The 22,577-nt window shown below is 68.1% G+C and carries 15 protein-coding genes and 1 pseudogene; 12 read left to right on the top strand and 4 right to left on the bottom strand.

Annotated features, from left to right (window positions below; genetic code table 11):
* Window positions 1-10: 10 nt before the first annotated feature.
* The 4 genes from C3K08_RS14455 (at window position 11) to C3K08_RS14440 (ending at window position 4,453) form a co-directional block, all read left to right on the top strand.
* Entirely contained in the window at window positions 11-1,309 is a 1,299-nt protein-coding gene (locus C3K08_RS14455; RefSeq protein ID WP_104989851.1) for an IS701 family transposase, read from the top strand.
* Window positions 1,310-1,391: 82 nt separating this feature from the next.
* Window positions 1,392-2,189 (top strand): IS5 family transposase, encoded by a 798-nt coding sequence (locus tag C3K08_RS14450; RefSeq protein ID WP_104989958.1) that lies wholly within the window; start codon window positions 1,392-1,394, stop codon window positions 2,187-2,189.
* An 85-nt stretch (window positions 2,190-2,274) separates the two neighbouring features.
* Entirely contained in the window at window positions 2,275-3,573 is a 1,299-nt protein-coding gene (locus C3K08_RS14445) for an IS701 family transposase (RefSeq protein ID WP_104989851.1), read from the top strand.
* A gap of 82 nt (window positions 3,574-3,655) precedes the next feature.
* On the top strand, window positions 3,656-4,453 hold the full coding sequence (locus C3K08_RS14440; RefSeq protein ID WP_104989958.1) for an IS5 family transposase: 798 nt from the start codon (window positions 3,656-3,658) through the stop codon (window positions 4,451-4,453).
* Window positions 4,454-4,489: 36 nt separating this feature from the next.
* On the opposite strand, the gene C3K08_RS14435 is transcribed toward C3K08_RS14440, so the two are convergent.
* Window positions 4,490-5,788, bottom strand: a complete 1,299-nt coding sequence (locus tag C3K08_RS14435; RefSeq protein WP_104989851.1) for an IS701 family transposase — start codon at window positions 5,786-5,788, stop codon at window positions 4,490-4,492.
* 131 nt (window positions 5,789-5,919) lie between these two features.
* Window positions 5,920-6,156: pseudogene (locus C3K08_RS14430) on the bottom strand (transposase); the annotation flags it as partial.
* A gap of 107 nt (window positions 6,157-6,263) precedes the next feature.
* On the opposite strand from C3K08_RS14430, the gene C3K08_RS14425 reads away from it, so the two are divergent.
* The 4 genes from C3K08_RS14425 to C3K08_RS14415 all read left to right on the top strand — a co-directional run bounded on the left by C3K08_RS14425 (window position 6,264) and on the right by C3K08_RS14415 (window position 10,853).
* Complete coding sequence (locus C3K08_RS14425) at window positions 6,264-7,169, top strand: MBL fold metallo-hydrolase (RefSeq protein WP_158679956.1); 906 nt, start codon at window positions 6,264-6,266, stop codon at window positions 7,167-7,169.
* A gap of 71 nt (window positions 7,170-7,240) precedes the next feature.
* Window positions 7,241-8,776 (top strand): PAS domain-containing protein, encoded by a 1,536-nt coding sequence (locus tag C3K08_RS18005; protein WP_158679955.1) that lies wholly within the window; start codon window positions 7,241-7,243, stop codon window positions 8,774-8,776.
* Between the two features lie 24 nt (window positions 8,777-8,800).
* Complete coding sequence (locus C3K08_RS18000; RefSeq protein WP_158679954.1) at window positions 8,801-10,240, top strand: PAS domain-containing protein; 1,440 nt, start codon at window positions 8,801-8,803, stop codon at window positions 10,238-10,240.
* Between the two features lie 10 nt (window positions 10,241-10,250).
* Window positions 10,251-10,853, top strand: coding sequence for a GNAT family N-acetyltransferase (locus tag C3K08_RS14415; protein WP_104992175.1), 603 nt, complete (start codon window positions 10,251-10,253; stop codon window positions 10,851-10,853).
* A 277-nt stretch (window positions 10,854-11,130) separates the two neighbouring features.
* Here C3K08_RS14415 and C3K08_RS14410 read toward each other — a convergent pair whose 3' ends face one another.
* Window positions 11,131-12,000: a hypothetical protein gene (locus tag C3K08_RS14410; RefSeq protein ID WP_104992174.1), complete on the bottom strand. Its 870-nt coding sequence runs from the start codon at window positions 11,998-12,000 to the stop codon at window positions 11,131-11,133.
* Window positions 12,001-12,607: 607 nt separating this feature from the next.
* Between C3K08_RS14410 and C3K08_RS14405 the strand changes: the two genes are divergently transcribed.
* The 4 genes from C3K08_RS14405 (at window position 12,608) to C3K08_RS14390 (ending at window position 21,125) form a co-directional block, all read left to right on the top strand.
* The gene (locus C3K08_RS14405; RefSeq protein WP_104992173.1) at window positions 12,608-17,530 is read left to right on the top strand and encodes a response regulator; all 4,923 of its coding nucleotides are present in this window, start codon (window positions 12,608-12,610) and stop codon (window positions 17,528-17,530) included.
* A 1-nt stretch (window position 17,531) separates the two neighbouring features.
* Window positions 17,532-18,362, top strand: coding sequence for a protein-glutamate O-methyltransferase CheR (locus tag C3K08_RS14400; protein WP_104992172.1), 831 nt, complete (start codon window positions 17,532-17,534; stop codon window positions 18,360-18,362).
* A complete protein-coding gene (locus C3K08_RS14395) occupies window positions 18,359-20,044 on the top strand; it encodes an ATP-binding protein (RefSeq protein WP_104992171.1) in 1,686 nt (561 codons plus the stop codon). The genes C3K08_RS14400 and C3K08_RS14395 overlap by 4 nt, the downstream gene beginning before the upstream one ends.
* Window positions 20,045-20,174: 130 nt before the next feature.
* On the top strand, window positions 20,175-21,125 hold the full coding sequence (locus tag C3K08_RS14390) for a tyrosine-type recombinase/integrase (RefSeq protein WP_104992170.1): 951 nt from the start codon (window positions 20,175-20,177) through the stop codon (window positions 21,123-21,125).
* 312 nt (window positions 21,126-21,437) lie between these two features.
* Here C3K08_RS14390 and C3K08_RS14385 read toward each other — a convergent pair whose 3' ends face one another.
* Entirely contained in the window at window positions 21,438-22,571 is a 1,134-nt protein-coding gene (locus C3K08_RS14385; protein ID WP_104992169.1) for an N-acetylglucosamine-6-phosphate deacetylase, read from the bottom strand.
* Window positions 22,572-22,577 lie beyond the last annotated feature (6 nt).

Raw genomic sequence — 22,577 nt, 5'->3', positions numbered from 1 at the left:
CCCCTGTGCTATGGCTCGTTCTCTGCCTCGCTGGACCCGACATTTCCCTACCTGGTTTGCGCCCTTTCTGGTGCATTTTCGCCACCGAGCCCAGCGGACCTGGGCGCCTCTGTACGTCCGTGGATTGTGCAGCACGGTCCACCGAAAAAGCATGCAGCCCTTGGCTGCCGTCGTGGCGCCCGGGAAAGAGGACCATCTCCAGCAGTTCATCACCGACAGCCCCTGGCTGACCGAACCCCTGGAAACCCTGCTCGCTCAGCGGGCTCAGCAGATGCTGGGTGGCAAAGACGCCGTGCTGATCATCGACGACACCTGCTTGACAAAGTTCGGCACCAAGTCTGTCGGCGTCGCCCGTCAGTATTCCGGGCAGGTCGGGAAGATCACCCCCTGTCAATGCCTCGTCTCCCTGACGTTGGCCCAGCACGACTTGCCGGTTCCGCTCGCCCTACGGCTCTTCTTGCCACAGGAGTGGACCAACGATCCCGCTCGGCTCAGGGCGGCTGGTGTTCCGTTGGAACACCAGCCGCCACAGACCAAGTGCGAACTGGCGCTGAAAGAGTTGGACCGGGTGCGTCCACACGTCACCTTCGGCATGGTTCTGGCGGATGCGGGGTACGGCGTGAACGCCCGGTTCCGGCAGGCACTCACCGAGCGAGGACTGCTGTGGTCGGTCGGCATCACCCGCACGCAGACGGTCTATCCCAGGGACGTTCGCTTGATCCCCATCCCTCGGATCTTCCGGGGCAGGAAACCGACGCACCCAACCCCATCCGAGGACCGACTGTCGGTAGAAGAAGTGCTGGCGGGTGCTGCATGGCAGCACCTGGTATGGCGACATGGAACCAAAGGCCCGCTCTCCGGACGCTTCGCGGCTGAATACGTTCGCCTGGCAGACGGGGAGGAATACGCTCGCAGTCAACATCTGCCGGGTCAAGCCGCCTGGATCATCGGAGAACAGCGACGAGGTGAGGAGCGCAAATACTACGTCTGCAATCTGCCCCCTGACACGCCGTTGTCGCGGTTGGTGGAAGTCACCAAGCGCCGCTGGGCGTGTGAGCTGAGCCACCGGGAGCTGAAGGACGAAGTCGGGCTGGACCACTTCGAGGGCCGGTCCTGGCAAGGTCTGCATCACCACGCCGTGCTGTGTATGGTGGCCCTGACCTTCCTGCAATGGCTTCGCCTCACCCAGCCCGACGACCTCAGAGGCGACACCATTCCGGCCATTCGAGCGGAGGTGGCAGGGGACTTGCCCCTGCCACCTCCTTGCCGCCGATGTCACACCTGCACCGCCTTATTCAGCGGCCCCTGAATATCCCCGAAGTACAGCTAGAGGCTGCCAAGAACAGGGACGAACTCGAGGGGCGTGGCTCTGAGAACAGCAGAATGGGTGGGTGACGCGGCGAGGCTACCCCAGCGACGTTGACGACGACACCTACTTGTTCCTGCTCCCGTACCTGCTGCTCAGCCGTGCGGATGCAGGTCAACGGAAGTACCCCATCCGGGATGTCCTGAACGCCTTGCTGTGGATGGCCCGCACGGGGGCGCAGTGGAGCTATCTTCCAAACGACTTTCCTCCTGCGGAGACGGTGCGCCAACAGGCGCACCGTTGGTTCGTGGCAGGCTGCTTCGAGAATGCCGCCCACGACCTGCGAATCCTGGCCCGGGTGGAGCAAGGTCGAGATCCCGAGCCGTCCGCGGTGGTCATGGACAGCCGAACCCTCCAAAGCACACCTGAAAGCGGTCACCGTGCGGGCTATGACGGGGCCAAGAAGCGCAAGGGCACCAAGGTTCACCTCGCCGTGGACACCCTGGGACACGTGCTGGCTATCCTCACTTCCCCAGCCAACGAACAGGACAGGGCACAGGTCAAAGACCTGTGCCTAGAGGTGCAGGAAGCCACCGGAGCACAGGTGGAAGTCGCCTTCGTGGATCAAGGGTATACGGGAGTCCAGACCGCGTTAGACGCGACGGATGCGGGCGTCGAGCTGGTCGTCGTGAAGCGTCCAGAAGCGACCAAGGGGTTCATCCTGCTTCCGAAACGCTGGGTGGTTGAACGTTCGTTTGCGTGGCTGGCACGCTTCCGGAGGCTGAGCCGAGATCTGGAACGCCTTCCCTCCACATTGGTTGGGTTCCACTTCCTCGCCGCCTGCATTCTGCTCTGCCACAACCTCACGCCACTTTTTGCTTAGGGTTCTTGGCAGCCTCTAGCTGTACTTCGGGAATATTCAGGGAGGGGACACAGGGGCCAGCATCCGAGATGCTGGCCCCTGTGCTATGGCTCGTTCTCTGCCTCGCTGGACCCGACATTTCCCTACCTGGTTTGCGCCCTTTCTGGTGCATTTTCGCCACCGAGCCCAGCGGACCTGGGCGCCTCTGTACGTCCGTGGATTGTGCAGCACGGTCCACCGAAAAAGCATGCAGCCCTTGGCTGCCGTCGTGGCGCCCGGGAAAGAGGACCATCTCCAGCAGTTCATCACCGACAGCCCCTGGCTGACCGAACCCCTGGAAACCCTGCTCGCTCAGCGGGCTCAGCAGATGCTGGGTGGCAAAGACGCCGTGCTGATCATCGACGACACCTGCTTGACAAAGTTCGGCACCAAGTCTGTCGGCGTCGCCCGTCAGTATTCCGGGCAGGTCGGGAAGATCACCCCCTGTCAATGCCTCGTCTCCCTGACGTTGGCCCAGCACGACTTGCCGGTTCCGCTCGCCCTACGGCTCTTCTTGCCACAGGAGTGGACCAACGATCCCGCTCGGCTCAGGGCGGCTGGTGTTCCGTTGGAACACCAGCCGCCACAGACCAAGTGCGAACTGGCGCTGAAAGAGTTGGACCGGGTGCGTCCACACGTCACCTTCGGCATGGTTCTGGCGGATGCGGGGTACGGCGTGAACGCCCGGTTCCGGCAGGCACTCACCGAGCGAGGACTGCTGTGGTCGGTCGGCATCACCCGCACGCAGACGGTCTATCCCAGGGACGTTCGCTTGATCCCCATCCCTCGGATCTTCCGGGGCAGGAAACCGACGCACCCAACCCCATCCGAGGACCGACTGTCGGTAGAAGAAGTGCTGGCGGGTGCTGCATGGCAGCACCTGGTATGGCGACATGGAACCAAAGGCCCGCTCTCCGGACGCTTCGCGGCTGAATACGTTCGCCTGGCAGACGGGGAGGAATACGCTCGCAGTCAACATCTGCCGGGTCAAGCCGCCTGGATCATCGGAGAACAGCGACGAGGTGAGGAGCGCAAATACTACGTCTGCAATCTGCCCCCTGACACGCCGTTGTCGCGGTTGGTGGAAGTCACCAAGCGCCGCTGGGCGTGTGAGCTGAGCCACCGGGAGCTGAAGGACGAAGTCGGGCTGGACCACTTCGAGGGCCGGTCCTGGCAAGGTCTGCATCACCACGCCGTGCTGTGTATGGTGGCCCTGACCTTCCTGCAATGGCTTCGCCTCACCCAGCCCGACGACCTCAGAGGCGACACCATTCCGGCCATTCGAGCGGAGGTGGCAGGGGACTTGCCCCTGCCACCTCCTTGCCGCCGATGTCACACCTGCACCGCCTTATTCAGCGGCCCCTGAATATCCCCGAAGTACAGCTAGAGGCTGCCAAGAACAGGGACGAACTCGAGGGGCGTGGCTCTGAGAACAGCAGAATGGGTGGGTGACGCGGCGAGGCTACCCCAGCGACGTTGACGATGACACCTACTTGTTCCTGCTCCCGTACCTGCTGCTCAGCCGTGCGGATGCAGGTCAACGGAAGTACCCCATCCGGGATGTCCTGAACGCCTTGCTGTGGATGGCCCGCACGGGGGCGCAGTGGAGCTATCTTCCAAACGACTTTCCTCCTGCGGAGACGGTGCGCCAACAGGCGCACCGTTGGTTCGTGGCAGGCTGCTTCGAGAATGCCGCCCACGACCTGCGAATCCTGGCCCGGGTGGAGCAAGGTCGAGATCCCGAGCCGTCCGCGGTGGTCATGGACAGCCGAACCCTCCAAAGCACACCTGAAAGCGGTCACCGTGCGGGCTATGACGGGGCCAAGAAGCGCAAGGGCACCAAGGTTCACCTCGCCGTGGACACCCTGGGACACGTGCTGGCTATCCTCACTTCCCCAGCCAACGAACAGGACAGGGCACAGGTCAAAGACCTGTGCCTAGAGGTGCAGGAAGCCACCGGAGCACAGGTGGAAGTCGCCTTCGTGGATCAAGGGTATACGGGAGTCCAGACCGCGTTAGACGCGACGGATGCGGGCGTCGAGCTGGTCGTCGTGAAGCGTCCAGAAGCGACCAAGGGGTTCATCCTGCTTCCGAAACGCTGGGTGGTTGAACGTTCGTTTGCGTGGCTGGCACGCTTCCGGAGGCTGAGCCGAGATCTGGAACGCCTTCCCTCCACATTGGTTGGGTTCCACTTCCTCGCCGCCTGCATTCTGCTCTGCCACAACCTCACGCCACTTTTTGCTTAGGGTTCTTGGCAGCCTCTAGCTGTACTTCGGGGATATTCAGGGGCCGCTGAATAAGGCGGTGCAGGTGTGACATCGGCGGCAAGGAGGTGGCAGGGGCAAGTCCCCTGCCACCTCCGCTCGAATGGCCGGAATGGTGTCGCCTCTGAGGTCGTCGGGCTGGGTGAGGCGAAGCCATTGCAGGAAGGTCAGGGCCACCATACACAGCACGGCGTGGTGATGCAGACCTTGCCAGGACCGGCCCTCGAAGTGGTCCAGCCCGACTTCGTCCTTCAGCTCCCGGTGGCTCAGCTCACACGCCCAGCGGCGCTTGGTGACTTCCACCAACCGCGACAACGGCGTGTCAGGGGGCAGATTGCAGACGTAGTATTTGCGCTCCTCACCTCGTCGCTGTTCTCCGATGATCCAGGCGGCTTGACCCGGCAGATGTTGACTGCGAGCGTACTCCTCCCCGTCTGCCAGGCGAACGTATTCAGCCGCGAAGCGTCCGGAGAGCGGGCCTTTGGTTCCATGTCGCCATACCAGGTGCTGCCATGCAGCACCCGCCAGCACTTCTTCTACCGACAGTCGGTCCTCGGATGGGGTTGGGTGCGTCGGTTTCCTGCCCCGGAAGATCCGAGGGATGGGGATCAAGCGAACGTCCCTGGGATAGACCGTCTGCGTGCGGGTGATGCCGACCGACCACAGCAGTCCTCGCTCGGTGAGTGCCTGCCGGAACCGGGCGTTCACGCCGTACCCCGCATCCGCCAGAACCATGCCGAAGGTGACGTGTGGACGCACCCGGTCCAACTCTTTCAGCGCCAGTTCGCACTTGGTCTGTGGCGGCTGGTGTTCCAACGGAACACCAGCCGCCCTGAGCCGAGCGGGATCGTTGGTCCACTCCTGTGGCAAGAAGAGCCGTAGGGCGAGCGGAACCGGCAAGTCGTGCTGGGCCAACGTCAGGGAGACGAGGCATTGACAGGGGGTGATCTTCCCGACCTGCCCGGAATACTGACGGGCGACGCCGACAGACTTGGTGCCGAACTTTGTCAAGCAGGTGTCGTCGATGATCAGCACGGCGTCTTTGCCACCCAGCATCTGCTGAGCCCGCTGAGCGAGCAGGGTTTCCAGGGGTTCGGTCAGCCAGGGGCTGTCGGTGATGAACTGCTGGAGATGGTCCTCTTTCCCGGGCGCCACGACGGCAGCCAAGGGCTGCATGCTTTTTCGGTGGACCGTGCTGCACAATCCACGGACGTACAGAGGCGCCCAGGTCCGCTGGGCTCGGTGGCGAAAATGCACCAGAAAGGGCGCAAACCAGGTAGGGAAATGTCGGGTCCAGCGAGGCAGAGAACGAGCCATAGCACAGGGGCCAGCATCTCGGATGCTGGCCCCTGTGTCCCCTCCCTGAATATTCCCGAAGTACAGCTAGGGGTCGCTGCACGGCCTTCCCGGAGTCGAACCCACTCCCGCAGGCTCGTGTGCACGGTCTCCCACACGCCTTGCAGCCTCCAGATTCGATGGTAGTGATAGACGGTCTGCCAGGGGGGAAAGTCATGCGGCATTGCCCGCCAGGCAATGCCGCCGCGCAGCAGATAGAAAATGCCGTCCAGGATCTCCCGCAATGACCACTTCCGGGGTCGGCCGACTGGGGCCTCTGGAGGGAGCAGCGGGAGAAGCACGTTCCACTCAGCATCCGTGAGATCGTTCGGGTAGGCAGGCCGGGTCATGGGCACACCACCTCCGTCTCATCGTGCACTCTTGTTCACGCAGGGAAAACATGCGCCAGCACGTTTTTCAGACGCACTTTAGCGCGGCTCCTGTCAGACTCTCTGCCATGACCCAACCCACGCCGCCCACACACGTGCAGGAAGTGCGCCATCCGGAGGTGGACCCGCGCATCCGCTGGTTCCGTGCCGGCGAGGAGGTCGACACCTTCGCCGTGGTCACGGCCCGCTTTCTGGTCTTCGTGGACACGATGGCGACCCCAGCCCTGATGCGGCAGGTGATCGGGGCGGTCCGCTCCGACCTCGCCGGGCGCAGGGTCCTGGTGCTGAACACCCACGCGGACTGGGACCACGTGTACGGCAGTCGCCTGTTTACCCCGGAGGACGAACTGCCCGGCCTGCGGATCGCCAGCGAGGCCACCCGCGACCGCCTGCGCTCCAAGCGCGCCCAGGAGGTGCTGCGCCACCACCAGGCCCAGGACGCCCGCTTCGCCGACGTCACGCTGGTGGCCCCCGACCTGAGTTTCTCCGGGGGCCTGACCCTGCATGGCGGCGACCTCACGCTGGAGGTGATTTCGACGCCGGGCCATACCCCGGACCACGTGTCGGTCTGGATTCCGGAGCTGGGCACCGTTCTGGCCGGGGACGCGGCCGAGCATCCCTTTCCCCAGGTGCGGGGCGGACCCCAGTTGGCCGTCACGCGGCGCTCTCTCGAACGTCTTCACGCGCTCCGCCCGCAGGTGGTGATCCCCTGCCACGGCGGCACCACCACACCCGACCTCCTGACGCGCAATCTGGACCTGTTCGACTTCCTGCGGGCGCGGCTGGGGCAACTGGACTCGCCGGCCGACTGGTTGGACCGTCCCCAGGAGGCGGGAGAGCGGACCGGGGCCTCCTACGCACAGGTGCTCGCGCGGCTGGGCGAGCGGCCCGACACCGTCCCGGCGTTCTACGAAGGCTTTCACGCCGACGCGCTGCACGCCACCCTGGAGGCCCTCGCCGGCCCCGGCCGCTGAGGACCGCTCCTGCCCCGGGGCCGGGGCGCCGCGTCACCATACCCCCGGCCCGACCGTACTATTGGCCCGTCATGGTCCACAGGCCCCCCGTGCCGTCCCCCTTCGCGCTGCTCGATCCCCTTCCCCTTCCGGCCTATGTCAGCGACGCTGGGGGCGCGACGGTCTATGCCAACCCGGCCCTCACGGCCCACACCGGCCTGACGGCCGAGGCGCTGCACGGGTACGGCTTTGCCGACCTCTTTCACCCGGACGACCGCGGACCAGCCCTGGCGGTGTGGGCGCGGGCGCAGCAGGACCAGCAGCCGGTGCGGCATGAGGCCCGGTTGCGGGTGGCGAGCGGCGCGTACCGCTGGCACCTGATCCTGAGCCGCCCGTCGGGGGAGGCCCCGGGCCAGCCCACCATCATCGGCACGCTGCACGACATCCACGCCCAGAAGGAAGCCGAGGACCGCGCCGCCCGCCTGCAGGACCTGATCCTCCGGCTGGCCGGAGCGCAGACCGTCGCCGAGGTGGCCGCCGCGCTGCCCAACTTCGCCCAGGCGCTGGGAGCGTCCCAGGCCAGCCTGCGCGTGGTGCGCGGTGACGAACTGCACCTCGTCGGGAGGGTGGGGGAGGAGGCCGGGGAGCTGGGCCAGCCGCTCCCCCTGGAGGCGCTGTCACCCGCCACGGAAGGGCAGCGCTCGGACCAGCCGCTGTTCCGTGCCCCGGAAGTGTTCCTGCCCCTGGTCACCGACGGCCGCCCGGTGGGGGCGCTGAGCCTGGGCCGCCAGGCGGAGCACGGGGCCACGCCGGGCGAGCAGACCTTCCTGGCGACCGCAGCGGGCGCGTTCGCGCAGGCGCTGGAGCGGGTGCGGCTGCTGGGCGAGGAACGCACGCTGGCGCGGCGCACCCGCCTCATGCTGGACGCCCTGCCGCAACTGGTCTGGACGGTTCATCCGGCGCGGGGCGACGTGCAGTTCAACCGCACCTGGACCGAGTACACCGGCCTGCCGGAGCGGGCGCCGTTCGGGCAGGCCGTGCGCCTGCGCCGCTTCGACGGCACCTACCGCTGGCATGACCTGCAACTGGTGCCCCTCGGGGCAGAGGAATGGATCGGCAGCGCCACGGACGTGCACGGCCACAAGGAGGCCGAGGCGGCCCACGCCCAGAGCGAGGCGCGGCTCTCGGCGGTGCTCGACGCGCTGCCGGTGGGCGTGATTCTCGCCGATCAGGCGGGCCGCCTCGTGCGGGACAACGCCGCGCACCGCGAGTTGTGGGGGGTGGCGCCGGACACGGCCAGCTGGGAGGAGTACGGCGAGTGGGTGGGCTGGTGGCCCGAGACGGGCGAGCGCGTGAGGGCCGGGGAGTGGGCGATGGCCCGCGCCCTGCTGACGGGCGAGCGGGTTCAGGGCGAACTGGTGGAGTGTCAGCCCTTTGGGTCGACCGAGCGCCGCTCGTTTCTCAACAACGCCGCGCCGATCCACGGCCCCGGGGGCGAGCTGCTCGGCGCCGTCGTGGCCGAACAGGACGTGACCGACCGCCTGAAGGCCGAGCGGGCGCTGCGGCACAACGCCGAGCGCGTTCAGCTCGCCCTGGCCGCCGGGGCCATCCTGGGCACCTGGTTCTGAGACCTGCCGCGCGACCGCTTCACCGTGGACGAGGCCTTCGCCGCCACCTTCGGCCTGGACCCCGCCCTGGGCCGCGAGGGCCTGAACCTCGAGCAGGTGATCGCCACCGTCCACCCGGAGGACCGCGAGGGGCTGCTCCGGGCGATCGACGGGGCCATCGCCCGCGGCGGCGCGTACGCGCACGAGTACCGGGTGCGGCGCCGCGACGGCCGCTACTACTGGATCGAGGCGAACGGGCGCGTCGACCACGCCCCCGACGGCACGCCGCTGGCCTTTCCCGGCGTGCTGCTGGACGTCGAGGCCCGCCGGGCGGCGCTCTCGGCCCTGCGCGACCGCGAGGAGCGGCTGCGCGAGCTGGCCGACAACATCACCCAGTTCGCCTGGACGGCCGACCCCAGCGGCGCGGTGCAGTGGCACAACCGCCGCTGGTCCGACTACACCGGCCTGACCCCCGAAGAGGGGCTAGGCTGGAGCTGGACGGGGGTGCTTCCCCCGGGACAGGCGCCGCGGGTGCTCGCCAAGCTCCGGCGGGCCTTCGAGCAGGGAGAGGCCTGGGAGGACACCTTTGCGCTGCGGGGCCGGAACGGGGAAGACCGCTGGTTTCTCTCCCGCGCCGTGCCCATCCGGGACGGGCAGGGGCAGATCGTGCGCTGGTTCGGCACCCACACGGACGTGACCGAGCAGCGGGAGGCGGAGGCGCAACTGCGCGACCTCAACGCCTCGCTGGAACGCCGGGTGGCGGCCCGCACCGCCGAACTGGAACGGGCCAACGCGGAGCTGCAACGCAGCAACACCGAACTCGAGCGCTTCGCCTACATCACCTCACATGACCTGCAGGAGCCGATCCGCACGGTGGCGAGCTTTACCGAGCTGCTGGGGCGGCGCTATGGGGAGCACCTCGACGACCGGGGCCAGCGGTACCTCGACCTGATCGTGGGGGGCACCGCCCGCATGAAGGCCCTGGTGGACGACCTGCTGACCTACTCTCGCCTCAGCGGGGACGCGCGGCCGCTGCAGCCCGTTAACCTCCAGGCCCCGCTCACCGAGGCCCTGGCCCGGCTGAGCAGCCGCCTGGAGGAGACGGGCGCACGGGTAACTGCCGGCGAGCTGGGAACGGTCCTGGGCGACGGCCCCCAGCTCGCCCAGGTCTTTCAGAACCTGCTCTCGAACGCCATGAAGTTCACGCGGCCGGGAGTCCCTCCCGAGGTGCGGGTGAGCGCCGAGCGGGTGGGCGGGGAGTGGCATGTTCGCGTCGCCGACAACGGCATCGGGATAGAAAAGCCGTATCTGGAGCGTATTTTTGTGCTGTTTCAGCGCCTGCACACCCGCGACCGGTACGAGGGGACCGGCCTGGGCCTGGGCATCTGCCAGAAGATCGTCGAGCGGCACGGCGGCCGCATCTGGGTCGAGAGCACGCCCGGCGTGGGCAGCACCTTCCACTTCACCCTGCCCGCCGCCCCCTGAGGAGGATTCCATGACCCAGGCCCCGCCGTCCCTTCGGCCAGCCACGCCCGCCGATGTGCCCCGGGCGGTGCAGACCCTCACCGCCGCCTTCGCGGCGTACCCCTGGACCCGCCACACCGTGGCCGCCGACCGGCACCTCTGGCGCATTGCCCACCTTCAGGACCTCTTTCTCAGGCACCTCGGTCTTCCCTATGGCCGGGTCTGGGTGGCCGAGGAAGCGCAGGCGGTCGCGGTGTGGACCACCCCGCAGACCGCGCCCCCCGCGTCGTTGTTTGAGACCCTGGAGCCGCGCATCACCGAGCTGGCCGGCGACCGCGCTGAGGCTTCGGCCCAGGCGGAAGCGCTGCTGGCCCAGCACCGCCCGACCGGTCCCGCCTGGACCCTCCAGACGGTGGGCGTGCACCCGGCCCGGCAGGGCCACGGCCTGGGGCGGGCTGTCCTGCGGGCGGGCCTGGAGGCCGCCGACCACGCTGGCCTTCCCGCGTACCTCGAAACGTCAAGCGAGCGCAACGTGCGGTTTTACGAGAGCCTCGGCTTCCGGGTCACCGCCGAGGTGCTCCTGCCGGGGGACGGACCACTCACCTGGAGTATGGGGCGCTCCGCTGCACGTTGATCCGGCGGCCAGGCCACGGCTGAGCCGGTCGCGCTGCCAGATGCAGCGGTGGGTCACTGGGTCCAGGCGTCTCACCCTCCTGCACCGTCTGGGCGGCCTTCTCCGCTTTCTCCCCGAAGTCCGGAACCTTCACAGTGAACCTGTGGTGTCCCTCCGTCACGTGGCGCTGGCCCAGACAGGCGATGGAAGCGCCGGTGGCTTGGCGGTGAGCGCAGGGCAGGCGAAGGGGGGGTACGGTCCATGACGACCGGGGCGCCGAATGGTTGACTGCCTGGCTTTACCGTTTCAGGGGGAGTGGGGATGGGTGTTCGAGAGCGGTCGCTACCCCCCGCGCGAGGCGGGTGGCCCGCTCCAGGTTGGTGTTGCCGCCCTGAGCGCTGAAGCCGGCGCTGTGGGTGGAATGCACGTGGTCGCGCAGGGAGGCGCGGCGCAGGTCCCCGGGGGGGGCATACGGGACCTCTGCTTTGCGGCAAGCGGAGTGCAGAGCAGCCCGGAGATCGCGCTCAATGTTGTAGGGAAGTACCCGGCCACGGGCGAACATCCCCCCGGCTTGCTGCTGCAGCGTCTGTAGGGCGTGCAGCGCCGGGTCGCTGAGCCGGGTCACGGTATGCGGCCGCAAAACGGCACCCGTGCCCAGATCGAAATCGTCCCACTGAAGTTGAAGCAGTTCCCGGACCCGGTAGGCGTGTTCGTCGATCAACACCAGGGCCGCGTGCAGCGCCGGATCATTCCGGGTGGCCCGGTGGAGGGCCGTGATTTGTTCGCGGCTCAGGAGTGGAGCCCCCGCGCGTTCATTGGGAGGCCGCTGAAGCCCATCCAGCGGGTGGTGGTCCAGAAGCCCGGCCTGAAGAGCCTGAGTGTAGATGTTGCTCAGGAGGGAAAGCCGCAGCCGAACCGTGTTGGGTTTGGCTGGCGAGCCACGGTGGTTGAGACGCGCGGCCTGAAGAAGCCAGGCGTGAAAGTCCTCCCGGGGCGAAAGGAAATCGACCCCGTCGGCGGCCGCCTGTCTGAATATCAGGCTCAGCAGCGTGAACGCCATGCCGGGGGGCACAGGCAACTGGTCCCGGACATGTGGGAGTAGGTCGTCAAGGCGGGCCAGGGCCAGGGCCTCGCGCATCTTTGAGGCCCGCTCGTCGAGAGAATCCATGGTCGATGGTATCATCTAACCGACGTTGATAGACAAGCTCCATAGATGCCTCGCAGGAGAAATTCGTCCATATCCCGGTTGGGCCGATCTTCCCTGCTCCGCAGACGTGCCATGGCTCAGGCCAAAGGGAGCGTTACATTTCGGTACGGCCAACCGGAGGTTCGTGCTGTTCGCCTTGAGCTTAGGCACGGGCTTTGGCGTGCGGCAAACCCTGGGTCAGCCGCCTGATGATGCGCTCGGAAGAGAGAGGTAGAGGTGGCGCAGCAGTGGCTGGGCTGGTCTATTAACGTCGGCTAACGAATCGGCCATGGTTCTTGGCTGGGGGAGGTGGCTTCAGGCCTCAACAGGGGCCGGTCCCCGTGCCAGTTCGTTTGACCTTGTGCCGCCCATGCTCTGGCTCAGGCAGGCTCAGATGTTTCGCCGCCACTGCATAGACCTACCACCCAACCCACTGGGAGATTCGGGCCTGGTGGCCGCCTCCAGAGAGCAGGGAGGTGAGCTTCATACAGTCTTTAGATTCAGAATTTGTTAGGAGTCTCTTCCTATGCTTGGCGGCAGTACCGCCCGGATGAAGTCTGTCTAAATCCTGTGCGGTGCCTTCCCCACCATGACCCAGCCCACCCTTCCCGACCGCCCCGAGGACCTCCAGCTTCTCGCCGCCCTGCAGGCCTACCGCCGGGGCGACTTCAGCGTGCGCCTGCCCATGGCCTGGGAGGGCACGCCCGGCAAGATCGCCGACGTGTTCAATGAGGTGATGGAGCAGAGCGAGCGCGTCGCGCAGGACGTGGCGCGGGTGGGCCGCATCGTGGGCAAGGAGGGCCGAGTGACCCAGCGCGTGCCCCTCGGCCCCACGACCGGGCAATGGGCCGAGCTGATCGAGAACGTGAACGGCCTCGTGGACGACCTCGTCGGACCCACCAGCGAGATGACCCGCGTGATCACGGCGGTCGCGCAGGGCGACCTGTCGCAGACCATGACGGTCGAGCACCACGGTCAGGCCATCCAGGGCCAGTTCCTCCAGACCGCCATCACCGTGAACACGATGGTGAGCCAGCTCGGGGCCTTCGCCTCGGAAGTCACTCGCGTCGCCCGTGAGGTCGGAACGGAGGGCAAACTCGGCGGTCAGGCCGAGGTGCGTGGCGTGGGCGGCATCTGGAAGGACCTCACCGATAACGTCAACTCGATGGCCTCCAACCTGACCAACCAGGTCCGTAACATCGCGGAGGTCACGACCGCCGTCGCGGGCGGCGACCTGGGCCGCAAGATCACGGTGGATGCGCGGGGCGAGATTCTGGACCTGAAGAACACCGTCAACACGATGGTGGACCAGCTCAACGCCTTTGCCTCCGAGGTGACGCGGGTGGCCCGTGAGGTGGGCACGGAGGGCAAACTCGGCGGTCAGGCCGATGTGCGTGGGGTCGGGGGCACCTGGAAAGACCTCACCGACAACGTCAACTCGATGGCATCGAACCTCACCGATCAGGTGCGGAATATCGCCTTCGTCACCACCGCCGTCGCCAACGGCGACCTGGGCAAGAAGATCACCGTCGATGCACGCGGCGAGATTCTGGAACTGAAGGACACCATCAACACGATGGTGGACCAACTGGGTGCGTTCGCGTCCGAGGTGACCCGCGTGGCCCGCGAGGTGGGGACGGAGGGCAAACTCGGCGGCCAGGCGGACGTGCGAGGCGTCGGCGGCACCTGGAAGGACCTCACCGACAACGTCAACTCGATGGCGTCGAATCTCACCGGGCAGGTCCGCAATATCGCGGAGGTCACCACCGCCGTGGCGAACGGGGACCTCAGCAAGAAGATCACGGTGGATGTGCGCGGCGAGATTCTGGAGCTGAAAAACACCATCAACACGATGGTGGATCAGCTCAATGCGTTTGCCTCGGAAGTGACCCGCGTGGCCCGTGAGGTGGGCACGGAAGGCAAGCTGGGCGGGCAGGCCGACGTGCGTGGCGTCGGCGGGACCTGGAAGGACCTCACCGACAACGTCAACTCGATGGCGTCCAACCTCACCGATCAGGTGCGCAACATCGCTTTCGTCACCACCGCTGTGGCGAATGGAGACCTCAGTAAAAAGATCACTGTAGACGTGAAGGGCGAGATCCTGGAGCTGAAAAACACCGTGAACACGATGGTCGATCAGCTCAACGCCTTCGCCTCGGAAGTGACGCGTGTGGCCCGCGAGGTGGGCACGGAGGGCAAGCTGGGCGGTCAGGCCGACGTGCGCGGCGTGGGTGGCACCTGGAAAGACCTCACCGACAACGTCAACTCGATGGCCTCGAACCTCACCGACCAGGTGCGGGGCATCGCACGGGTGGTCACGGCGGTCGCGGCGGGCGACCTGCGGCGCAAGCTGACGGTAGAGGCCAAGGGCGAGATCGCCGAACTCGCCGACACCATCAACGACATGATCGACACGCTGGCGACCTTCGCCGAGCAGGTCACGGGCGTGGCCCGCGAGGTGGGCGTGGAGGGCCGCCTGGGCGGGCAGGCCAGCGTGCCGGGCGCGAGCGGCACCTGGAAGGACCTCACCGACAACGTGAACGAGCTGGCGGCGAACCTGACCACCCAGGTCCGCGCGATCGCCGAGGTCGCCACCGCCGTGACGATGGGCGACCTGACGCGCACGATCTCGGTGGGGGCGCGGGGCGAGGTGGACTCGCTGAAGAACAACATCAACGCGATGATCCACAACCTGCGCGAGACCACCGAGAAGAACACCGAGCAGGACTGGCTCAAGACCAACCTCGCCCGCTTCACCCGGATGCTGCAGGGGCAGCGTGATCTGCTCACGGTGAGTCGCCTGATCCTGTCCGAACTCGCGCCGCTCGTGCGGGCCAGCCACGGGGTCTTCTACACGCTGGACGAGGAAGCGTCCGAGCCGACCTTGCAGCTTCAGTCCAGCTACGCCTACCGCGAGCGCAAGGGGCTGGGCAACCGCTTCCGGCTGGGCGAGGGGCTGGTCGGGCAGTGTGCGCTGGAGCAGGAACCCATCGTCCTGACGCACGTGCCGCACGACTACGTGCAGATCAATTCCGGGCTGGGGGCCGCTACGCCGGGCACCATCGTGGTGCTGCCGGTGGTGTTCGAGGGCGAGACCAAGGCGGTCGTCGAGCTCGCCTCCTTCTCGGGCTTCAGCGCGACCCACCTCGCCTTCCTCGAGCAGCTCACCGAGTCCATCGGCATCGTGCTGAACACCATCCAGGCGACCATGCGGACTGAGACGCTGCTGCGCCAGTCGCAGGGGATGGCGCAGGAACTCCAGAGCCAGCAGGAAGAACTGCGCCAGACCAACGAGGAACTGGAGGCCAAGGCCCGCCTCCTCGCCGAGCAGAACCGCGAGGTCGAGACCAAGAACCTGGAGGTCGAGTCGGCCCGGCAGGCGCTGGAGGAAAAGGCCGCGCAGCTCGCCCTGACCTCCAAGTACAAGAGCGAGTTCCTGGCGAACATGAGCCACGAGCTGCGCACGCCGCTGAACAGCCTGCTGCTGCTGGCCAACCAGCTGCGCGAGAACCCGGAGGGGAACCTCAGCACCCAGCAGCAGGCCTACGCGAAGACGATCTATGCGTCGGGCAACGACCTGCTCACCCTGATCAACGACATCCTCGACCTGTCCAAGATCGAGTCGGGTACCGTGACGGCCGACGCCGCCGAGGTGCCGCTGACGGCGCTCACCGAGCCGCTGGAGGCGAGCTTCGGCCCGGTCGCGGCAGACAAGGGCGTGGGCTTCGCGGTGGACCTCGCGCCCGGCCTGCCCGCCAGCCTGGTCACCGACGAGAAGCGGCTGCTCCAGATTCTGAAAAACCTGCTCTCCAACGCCCTGAAGTTCACCGAGCAGGGCGAGGTGCGCCTCACCATCGCCCCGGTGTCCGGCGGCTGGACTCCCGACCCTGGCCTGAGCCGCGCGGTGGGGGCGCTGGCCTTCCGGGTGTCGGACACCGGTATCGGGATCGCCGCCGATAAACAGCGGGTAATTTTCGAGGCCTTCCAGCAGGCGGACGGCTCGACCAGCCGCAAGTACGGCGGCACCGGGTTGGGCCTGGCGATCAGCCGCGAACTCGCCCGCATCCTGGGCGGCGAGATCACGCTGGAGAGCACGCCGGGGGTGGGCAGCGTCTTTACCCTGTACCTGCCCACCGGGGGCACCCGCAACGAGCCCGACCCCGAGCGCCGTCCGGTGCTGACCCAGGCGACGACGCCCCGGCTGGTGCCGGACGCGGCCCCCCTCGCCCGTGCGGGAACCGACCTGCCGCCGAGCCTCACGGCCCCGGCCGAGGCCCCTCCTGCCCGGTCTGCGCCCGCGCCCCGCGTCGCCGACGACCGCGCCGACATCGGGCCGGGGGACCGCACGGTGCTGATCGTGGAGGACGACCCCACCTACGCGGGCATCCTGCTCGACCTCGCCCACGAGCGCGGGTTCAAGGGCATCGTGGCCTCCGGCGGGGAGGCGGCGGTGCGGCTCGCACAGACGCACCGGCCTTCGGCGATCACGCTGGACCTCAGCCTGCCCGACACCAGCGGCTGGGCGGTGCTCGACCACCTCAAGCGCGATCCACTCACCCGCCACATCCCGGTCCACATCATCTCGGGCGAGGAAGCCTCCCTGATGGGGCGCAAGCTCGGCGCCCTGGGGCACGTCACCAAGTCGGGCGACCGGACGGCGCTCACGCAGGCCTTCTCGGACCTGGAGACCTTTCTGGAACGGCGGGTCAAGAACCTCCTGGTCGTGGAGGACGACGCCCTGCAGCAGCAGAGCATCGTGGACCTGATTGGCAACGGCGACGTGAAGACCACGGCGGTGGGCAGCGGCGCCGAGGCCCTCGCCGCGCTGGAGACCGCGCCCTTCGACTGCATCGTCCTCGACCTCAAGCTGCCCGACATGAGCGGCTTCGACCTGATGGCGGCCCTCCAGAAGAACCCGGCGCTGCGGGCCATCCCGGTGATCGTCTACACCGCGCAGGACCTTACGCGGGGACAGGAGACGCAACTGCGCAAGGCGGCCAAGTCGATCATCCTCAAGGACGTGCGCTCGCCCGAGAGATTGCTCGACGAGGTCACGCTCTTCCTGCACCGGGTGGAGGCGACGCTGCCCGAGGCCCAGCGCCAACTCCTCCAGGGCGCCCGCCAGGAGGACCCGCTGCTGCGCGGCAAGCGCGTGCTCGTCGTGGACGACGATATCCGCAACATCTTCGCGCTGACAGCGGTACTCGAACGCCACCACATGCAGGTCTTCACCGCCGAGAACGGCCGGGACGCGATCGGCCTGCTGGAAAGCACGCCCGACATCGACGTCGTCCTGATGGACGTGATGATGCCCGAACTCGACGGGTACGAAACCACCCGCCTGATCCGCCAGCACCGCAAGTTCAAAGGCCTGCCCATCATCTCGCTGACCGCCAAGGCGATGCCCGGCGACCGCGAGAAGTCCATCGAGTCGGGGGCCAGCGACTACATCAGCAAGCCGGTGGACACGGCCAAGCTTCTCTCGCTGCTGCGCGTGTGGCTGTACCGCTGAGATGGAGGCCTCCCGTGAATCCGTCGAGGCGGTGGAAACCGAGCTGCTCTTGGAGGCGGTCTACCGCGTCTACGGGCACGACTTCCGGGGGTACGCCCCGGCCACCCTGCGGCGGCGGGTGCTTCACACGGTGCAGGTGGAAGGGCTGCCCAGCGTGAGTGCCCTGCAACACCGGGTGCTGCACGAGCCGCAGGCGCTGGGTCGCCTGCTGGGAGCGCTTTCCATCCCGGTCACCGAGATGTTCCGTGATCCCTCCTTCTACCGGGCCTTGCGCGAGCAGGTGCTGCCGGTGCTGCGGACCCATCCCTTCCTGCGGGTGTGGCACGCGGGCTGCGCGACCGGCGAGGAGGTCTACTCGCTGGCGATGGTGCTGGAGGAAGAAGGGCTGCTCGGCCGCACCCGCCTCTACGCCACCGACCTCAGCGCGTCGGCGCTGGAGGTCGCGCGGGCGGGAGTGTACCCGCAGGAGAAGCTGGACGCCTACGCTCGGAATTACCGGGAGGCGGGGGGCCGAGCCGACTTCGCGGCCTACTTTGATCAGCACGGGGGGCACGGCCGGGTGGTGGACCGGCTGCGGCGCCCGGTGATCTGGGGGCAGCACAACCTCGTCACGGACAGCTCCTTCAACGAGTTCCACCTGATCCTGTGCCGCAACGTGCTGATCTACTTTTCCAGGCCCCTGCAAGACCAGGTGCAGGGCCTGCTGCTGGGGAGCCTGATGCCCTTCGGGGTGCTGGCGCTGGGGCGGCACGAGTCGCTGGACTTCAGCCCGCACGCGGGGCGGTTCTCGACGCTCAACTCGGCGGAGAAGCTTTACCGGAGGGTCTCATGACCGCCGGGGACCAGACGGACACGCTGCCGCTCGCCAACGTCCTGATCGTGGACGACCAGGACGCCAAGCGGCTGGCGCTGGCCGCCGCATTGGAAGGCCTGGGGCAGAACGTGGTGCTGGCGTCCTCCGGGCGCGAAGCGCTGCGGCTGCTGCTGGGACAGGAATTCGCGGTGATCCTGCTCGACGTGCGGATGCCCGGCATGGACGGCTTCGAGACGGCCGCCCTGATTCGCAGCCGCCCCCAGACCGAGACGACCCCGATCATCTTCGTGACCGCCCACGACCGCGCCGAGGCGGACATGCTGGGGGGCTACTCGCTGGGGGCGGTGGATTTCATCTTCTCTCCGGTGCAGGCCGAGGTGCTGCGGGCCAAGGTGGGGGTGTTCGTGGACCTGCACCTCAAGACGCTGACCGTGCAGGCCCACGAGCGGCGGCTGCGCGAACTCGAAGCTCGGGCGGCCCAGGCCGCGCAGGACCGCCTGCGCCGTGAGGGTGAACGCGAACGCCGCGCGGCTCAGCGCGAGATGCGCAAACTTTCCAGCGCGGTCGAGCAGGCCGCCGACCCCATCTTTATCACCGACCGCGCCGGGCGCTTCGAGTATGTCAACCCGGCGTTCGAGGCCATGACCGGCTACGCCCGTGCCGAGGTGCTGGGCCAGCACGTGAGCCTGCTGTGGCCCGACGATGAGGTCGTGGCCCGGATGGAGGCGGTGTGGGTGGGGCTGCTGCAGGGCGAACCCTACCGGGGCGAGGTGCGGCACCGCCGCCGGGACGGCAGCTTCTACCACAAGGAAAAGACGCTCACGCCCATCCGGGACGAGCGTGGGCGCATCACCCACGTCGTCTCTACCGGCCGCGACATCTCCGACCGCAAGCGGATCGAGGCGCAGCTCGTCGCGCTGAACGCCTCGCTGGAAGTCCGCGTGCAGGAGCGTACCGCGCAACTCGAGGACGTGAACACCGAACTCGAGGCCTTTGCCCACTCCATCTCGCACGACCTGCGCACGCCGTTGCGGCACGTCGCCTCCTTCGCGGACCTGCTGCGGCGCGACGTGGAGACGCATGGCCTGCCGCCCGCCGTGGTCCGCCGGGTGGGCATCATTCAGGACTCGGCACGGCGGATGGACCACCTCATCAGCGGGCTGCTGGAGTTTGCCCGGACCGGGCGTCAGAACCTGCGCTTCCAGCCGGTGCCGCTCGCGGCGGTGGTCGACGAGGTGGTCGGGCAACTCGCGCACGAAGAGGGGGGACGGCCGGTGGACTGGGTCGTGGGCGAGTTGCCCGTCGTGCATGGGGACCTCACGGCCCTGCGGCAGGTGGTCACCAACCTGCTGTCCAACGCGCTGAAGTATTCGCGCCCACGCGAGCGCATCCGCATCGAGGTCTGGGGGGAGACGCGGGGCGGGGAGCAGGTCGTGCATGTCCGGGACAACGGCGTGGGCTTCAACATGGCCTATCAGGACAAGCTGTTCGGGGTGTTTCAGCGGCTGCATTCTCCCGACGCCTTCGAAGGCTCAGGCATCGGCCTGTCGAACGTCAAGCGCATCGTGGCCCGGCATGGAGGCCGCGTCTGGGCCGAGGGCCGCGAGGGCGAGGGGGCGACCTTCAGCTTCTCGCTGCCGTGTCCGCCCGGGGGGGGAGAGGCCGGGGCGGCGGTCCCGGAGGCAGAGCGCGTGGGTTGACCTCCCGGCTCCCAGGTCCGGCCGGGACCCATCCTTTTTCACACTAATGTACCTTAGTTTGAACCAACCTTACTGAGCTACACTGAAGCGCCATGTCCAGACGCCCAGTTCGCCTGTCTCCGGGGGGTCCATGACCCTCGTCCGACATGAGGCGCCGCTGGCCCTCGCCAGCCTCAGCGATTCGGCGCTGCGGGTGCGGGCGGTGGAGGCCGCGAGCACCTACGACGCCGAGGGGCTGGTGCAGGTCACGCTGGCGTACCTGCTGGCCGGCAGCCGCAAGGGGGCGCGGGGCAGCGGCAAGACGCGGGCGGCCTACGCGCTGGCGGTGCGGGACTTCGTGCCGTGGGCACGGGACGCGGGCGTGCAGCTCCTGCGCCCCGGACGGCGCGACGGGGGGCGGTACGTGGCGCACCTGCAGACGCGGCCCTCGCGCGGGCGGGGACGCACGGGAGCGCTCTCGGCGGCGACGGTGGCCCAGTACGTCGCCGGGGTGCGGGCGCTCTACCGGGCGCTCCGGTGGGCCGGGGCGACGGAGGCGCAGCCCTTCGAGGACGCCCACGTGCCGCCTGACCCCACGCCGGGGATCGTGAAGAACCCGCCCTACCTGCGCGAGATCGACGACGTGCTGGCGCACTGCGATCCCCGGCTGGCGGCCCTGCTGCTGCTGTGTGCCCACGGGGGCCTGCGGGCCGGGGAGGCGCTGGGGGTCCGGGCAGACGACCTGCAGGGGGGCACGGTCACCGTGCGCGGCAAGGGGGGCAAGGTGCGGCGGGTGCCGCTGGGACGCCGGACGCGGACGGCCCTCGCGGGGCTTTCCCCCCTGCGGGCCGACGGGACACTCTTCGAGTGGACCTACGCGCAGGCGGCCTACCGCCTCCGGCAGGCCTTCCGGCAGGCCGGGCACGGGCACGCCTGGCGCGGCTTTCACGCGGCCCGCAAGCACTCGGGTACCCGACTGTACCGGGCCACGCGGGACTTCACGCGGGTGGGCCTCTTCCTGGGCCACAGCAGCGTGGACACCACGAGGCGCTACGTGGCCGTCGACGACCACGACGTGGCGGGGGAGGTCGAGGACTTTTGATAAGAATTCCGGTTGAACAGTTCTGTAAGACCTGGAAACCCGACTGGAAGGAGAAAGAACAACGGTGACGGAGAGGAGTGGAAGCACCGAAGCGAGGCGGACTGGCACAGCTCCGCAGGAGGGGGGCTGGAACGGATTCTCCGGAAGCCGTATGAGGGCCGGTCAGCCTGCCCCCACCTCATACGGATTCCGCTCAATGCCGCAACAAACAGGAAAGCACCGCTTGTGGCTCCATACCCCAGAACCCCTGGCTTCTCCTCCCTCCGGTCGGATGTTCAGGTTGACAAGTCAACCTTTCCATCGGAGTCCGGATCAGTCCCCCTTCCCCAGCACGGGCTGCCCGGCCACGTGGACCTCCCGGACCTCCAACGCCCGGTCCAGCACGACGAGGTCCGAGCGCAGGCCCGGCACCAGCCGTCCCCGGTCGGTCAGGCCCAGCGATGCCGCCGGAACCGCGCTGAGCATCGCGCTCGCTTCGGGCAGGGGCACGCCCGCCGCCCGCGCGTGGCGCAGCGCCCGGTCGAGGGTGAGGACACTGCCCGCCAACGTCCCGTCCGGGAGGGTGGCCCGGCCCCCCCGGACCGTCACCCGCTGGCCCCCGAGGTCGCTCTCCCCTTCCCCCAGGCCCGCCGCCCGCATCGCGTCGCTGACAAGCAGGACACGGCCGGGCGCGGCGCGGCGGGCGAGGTGGAAGGCAGTGGGATGGACGTGGTGTCCGTCGAGAATGACCTCCAGAAAGGCGTGGTGGTCGGCCAAGAGTGCCCCGGCCGGGCCAGGTAACCGCCCCTCGATGCCGCCCATCGCGTTGTAAAGGTGGGTCGCGGCGGTGCGGCCTCCGGCGGCGTGGACCGCGTGCAGCAGGGCCGCCACCGTCTCCGCGTCCGCCCGCGTGTGCCCGACCCCCACCCGGACCCCGGCGCGGGCGAAGGCGAGGGCCGCCCTGGTCGCGCCTTCCAGCTCGGGGGCCAGGGTGACGGCCCGCACCACGCCGGAGGCCAGCACCTCGGCCACCCGCTCCGGGGTCGGGAGCCGGGGGTGCGGCGGCTGGGCGCCCAGGCGACCCGGACTGAGGAAGGGGCCTTCGAGGTGGGCGCCGGGAAGGTCCGCACCGCCGGGCACCCCTCCCGCCTCCATGACCTCCCGCACCCCCCGCAGCGCCGCCAGGACGGCCTCCCAGGGGTTCGTGATCGTGGTGGGCAGCAGGGTCGTGGTGCCGTGCCGGGCGTGCAGCCGCGCGAGGGCCGCGATCCCGCCGGGGCCGTCCATCGTGTCCCCCCCGCCCCCGCCGTGGACGTGGGTGTCGATGAAGCCGGGGAGGATATAGAGGTCGCCGGGCGCGTCCTCCAGCGGCGTGACCGCCTCCAGGTAGCGTCCGAAGCGCACCTCGCCGGGTACCACGCCCCCCGGCAGGACGAGGTGCCCGCGCAGAGTCCGCTCACCGGTCATGACGGC

This window comes from Deinococcus sp. NW-56 (genome assembly GCF_002953415.1).
Classification (GTDB): domain Bacteria; phylum Deinococcota; class Deinococci; order Deinococcales; family Deinococcaceae; genus Deinococcus.
This window is presented reverse-complemented; position numbering and strand designations above follow the sequence as displayed.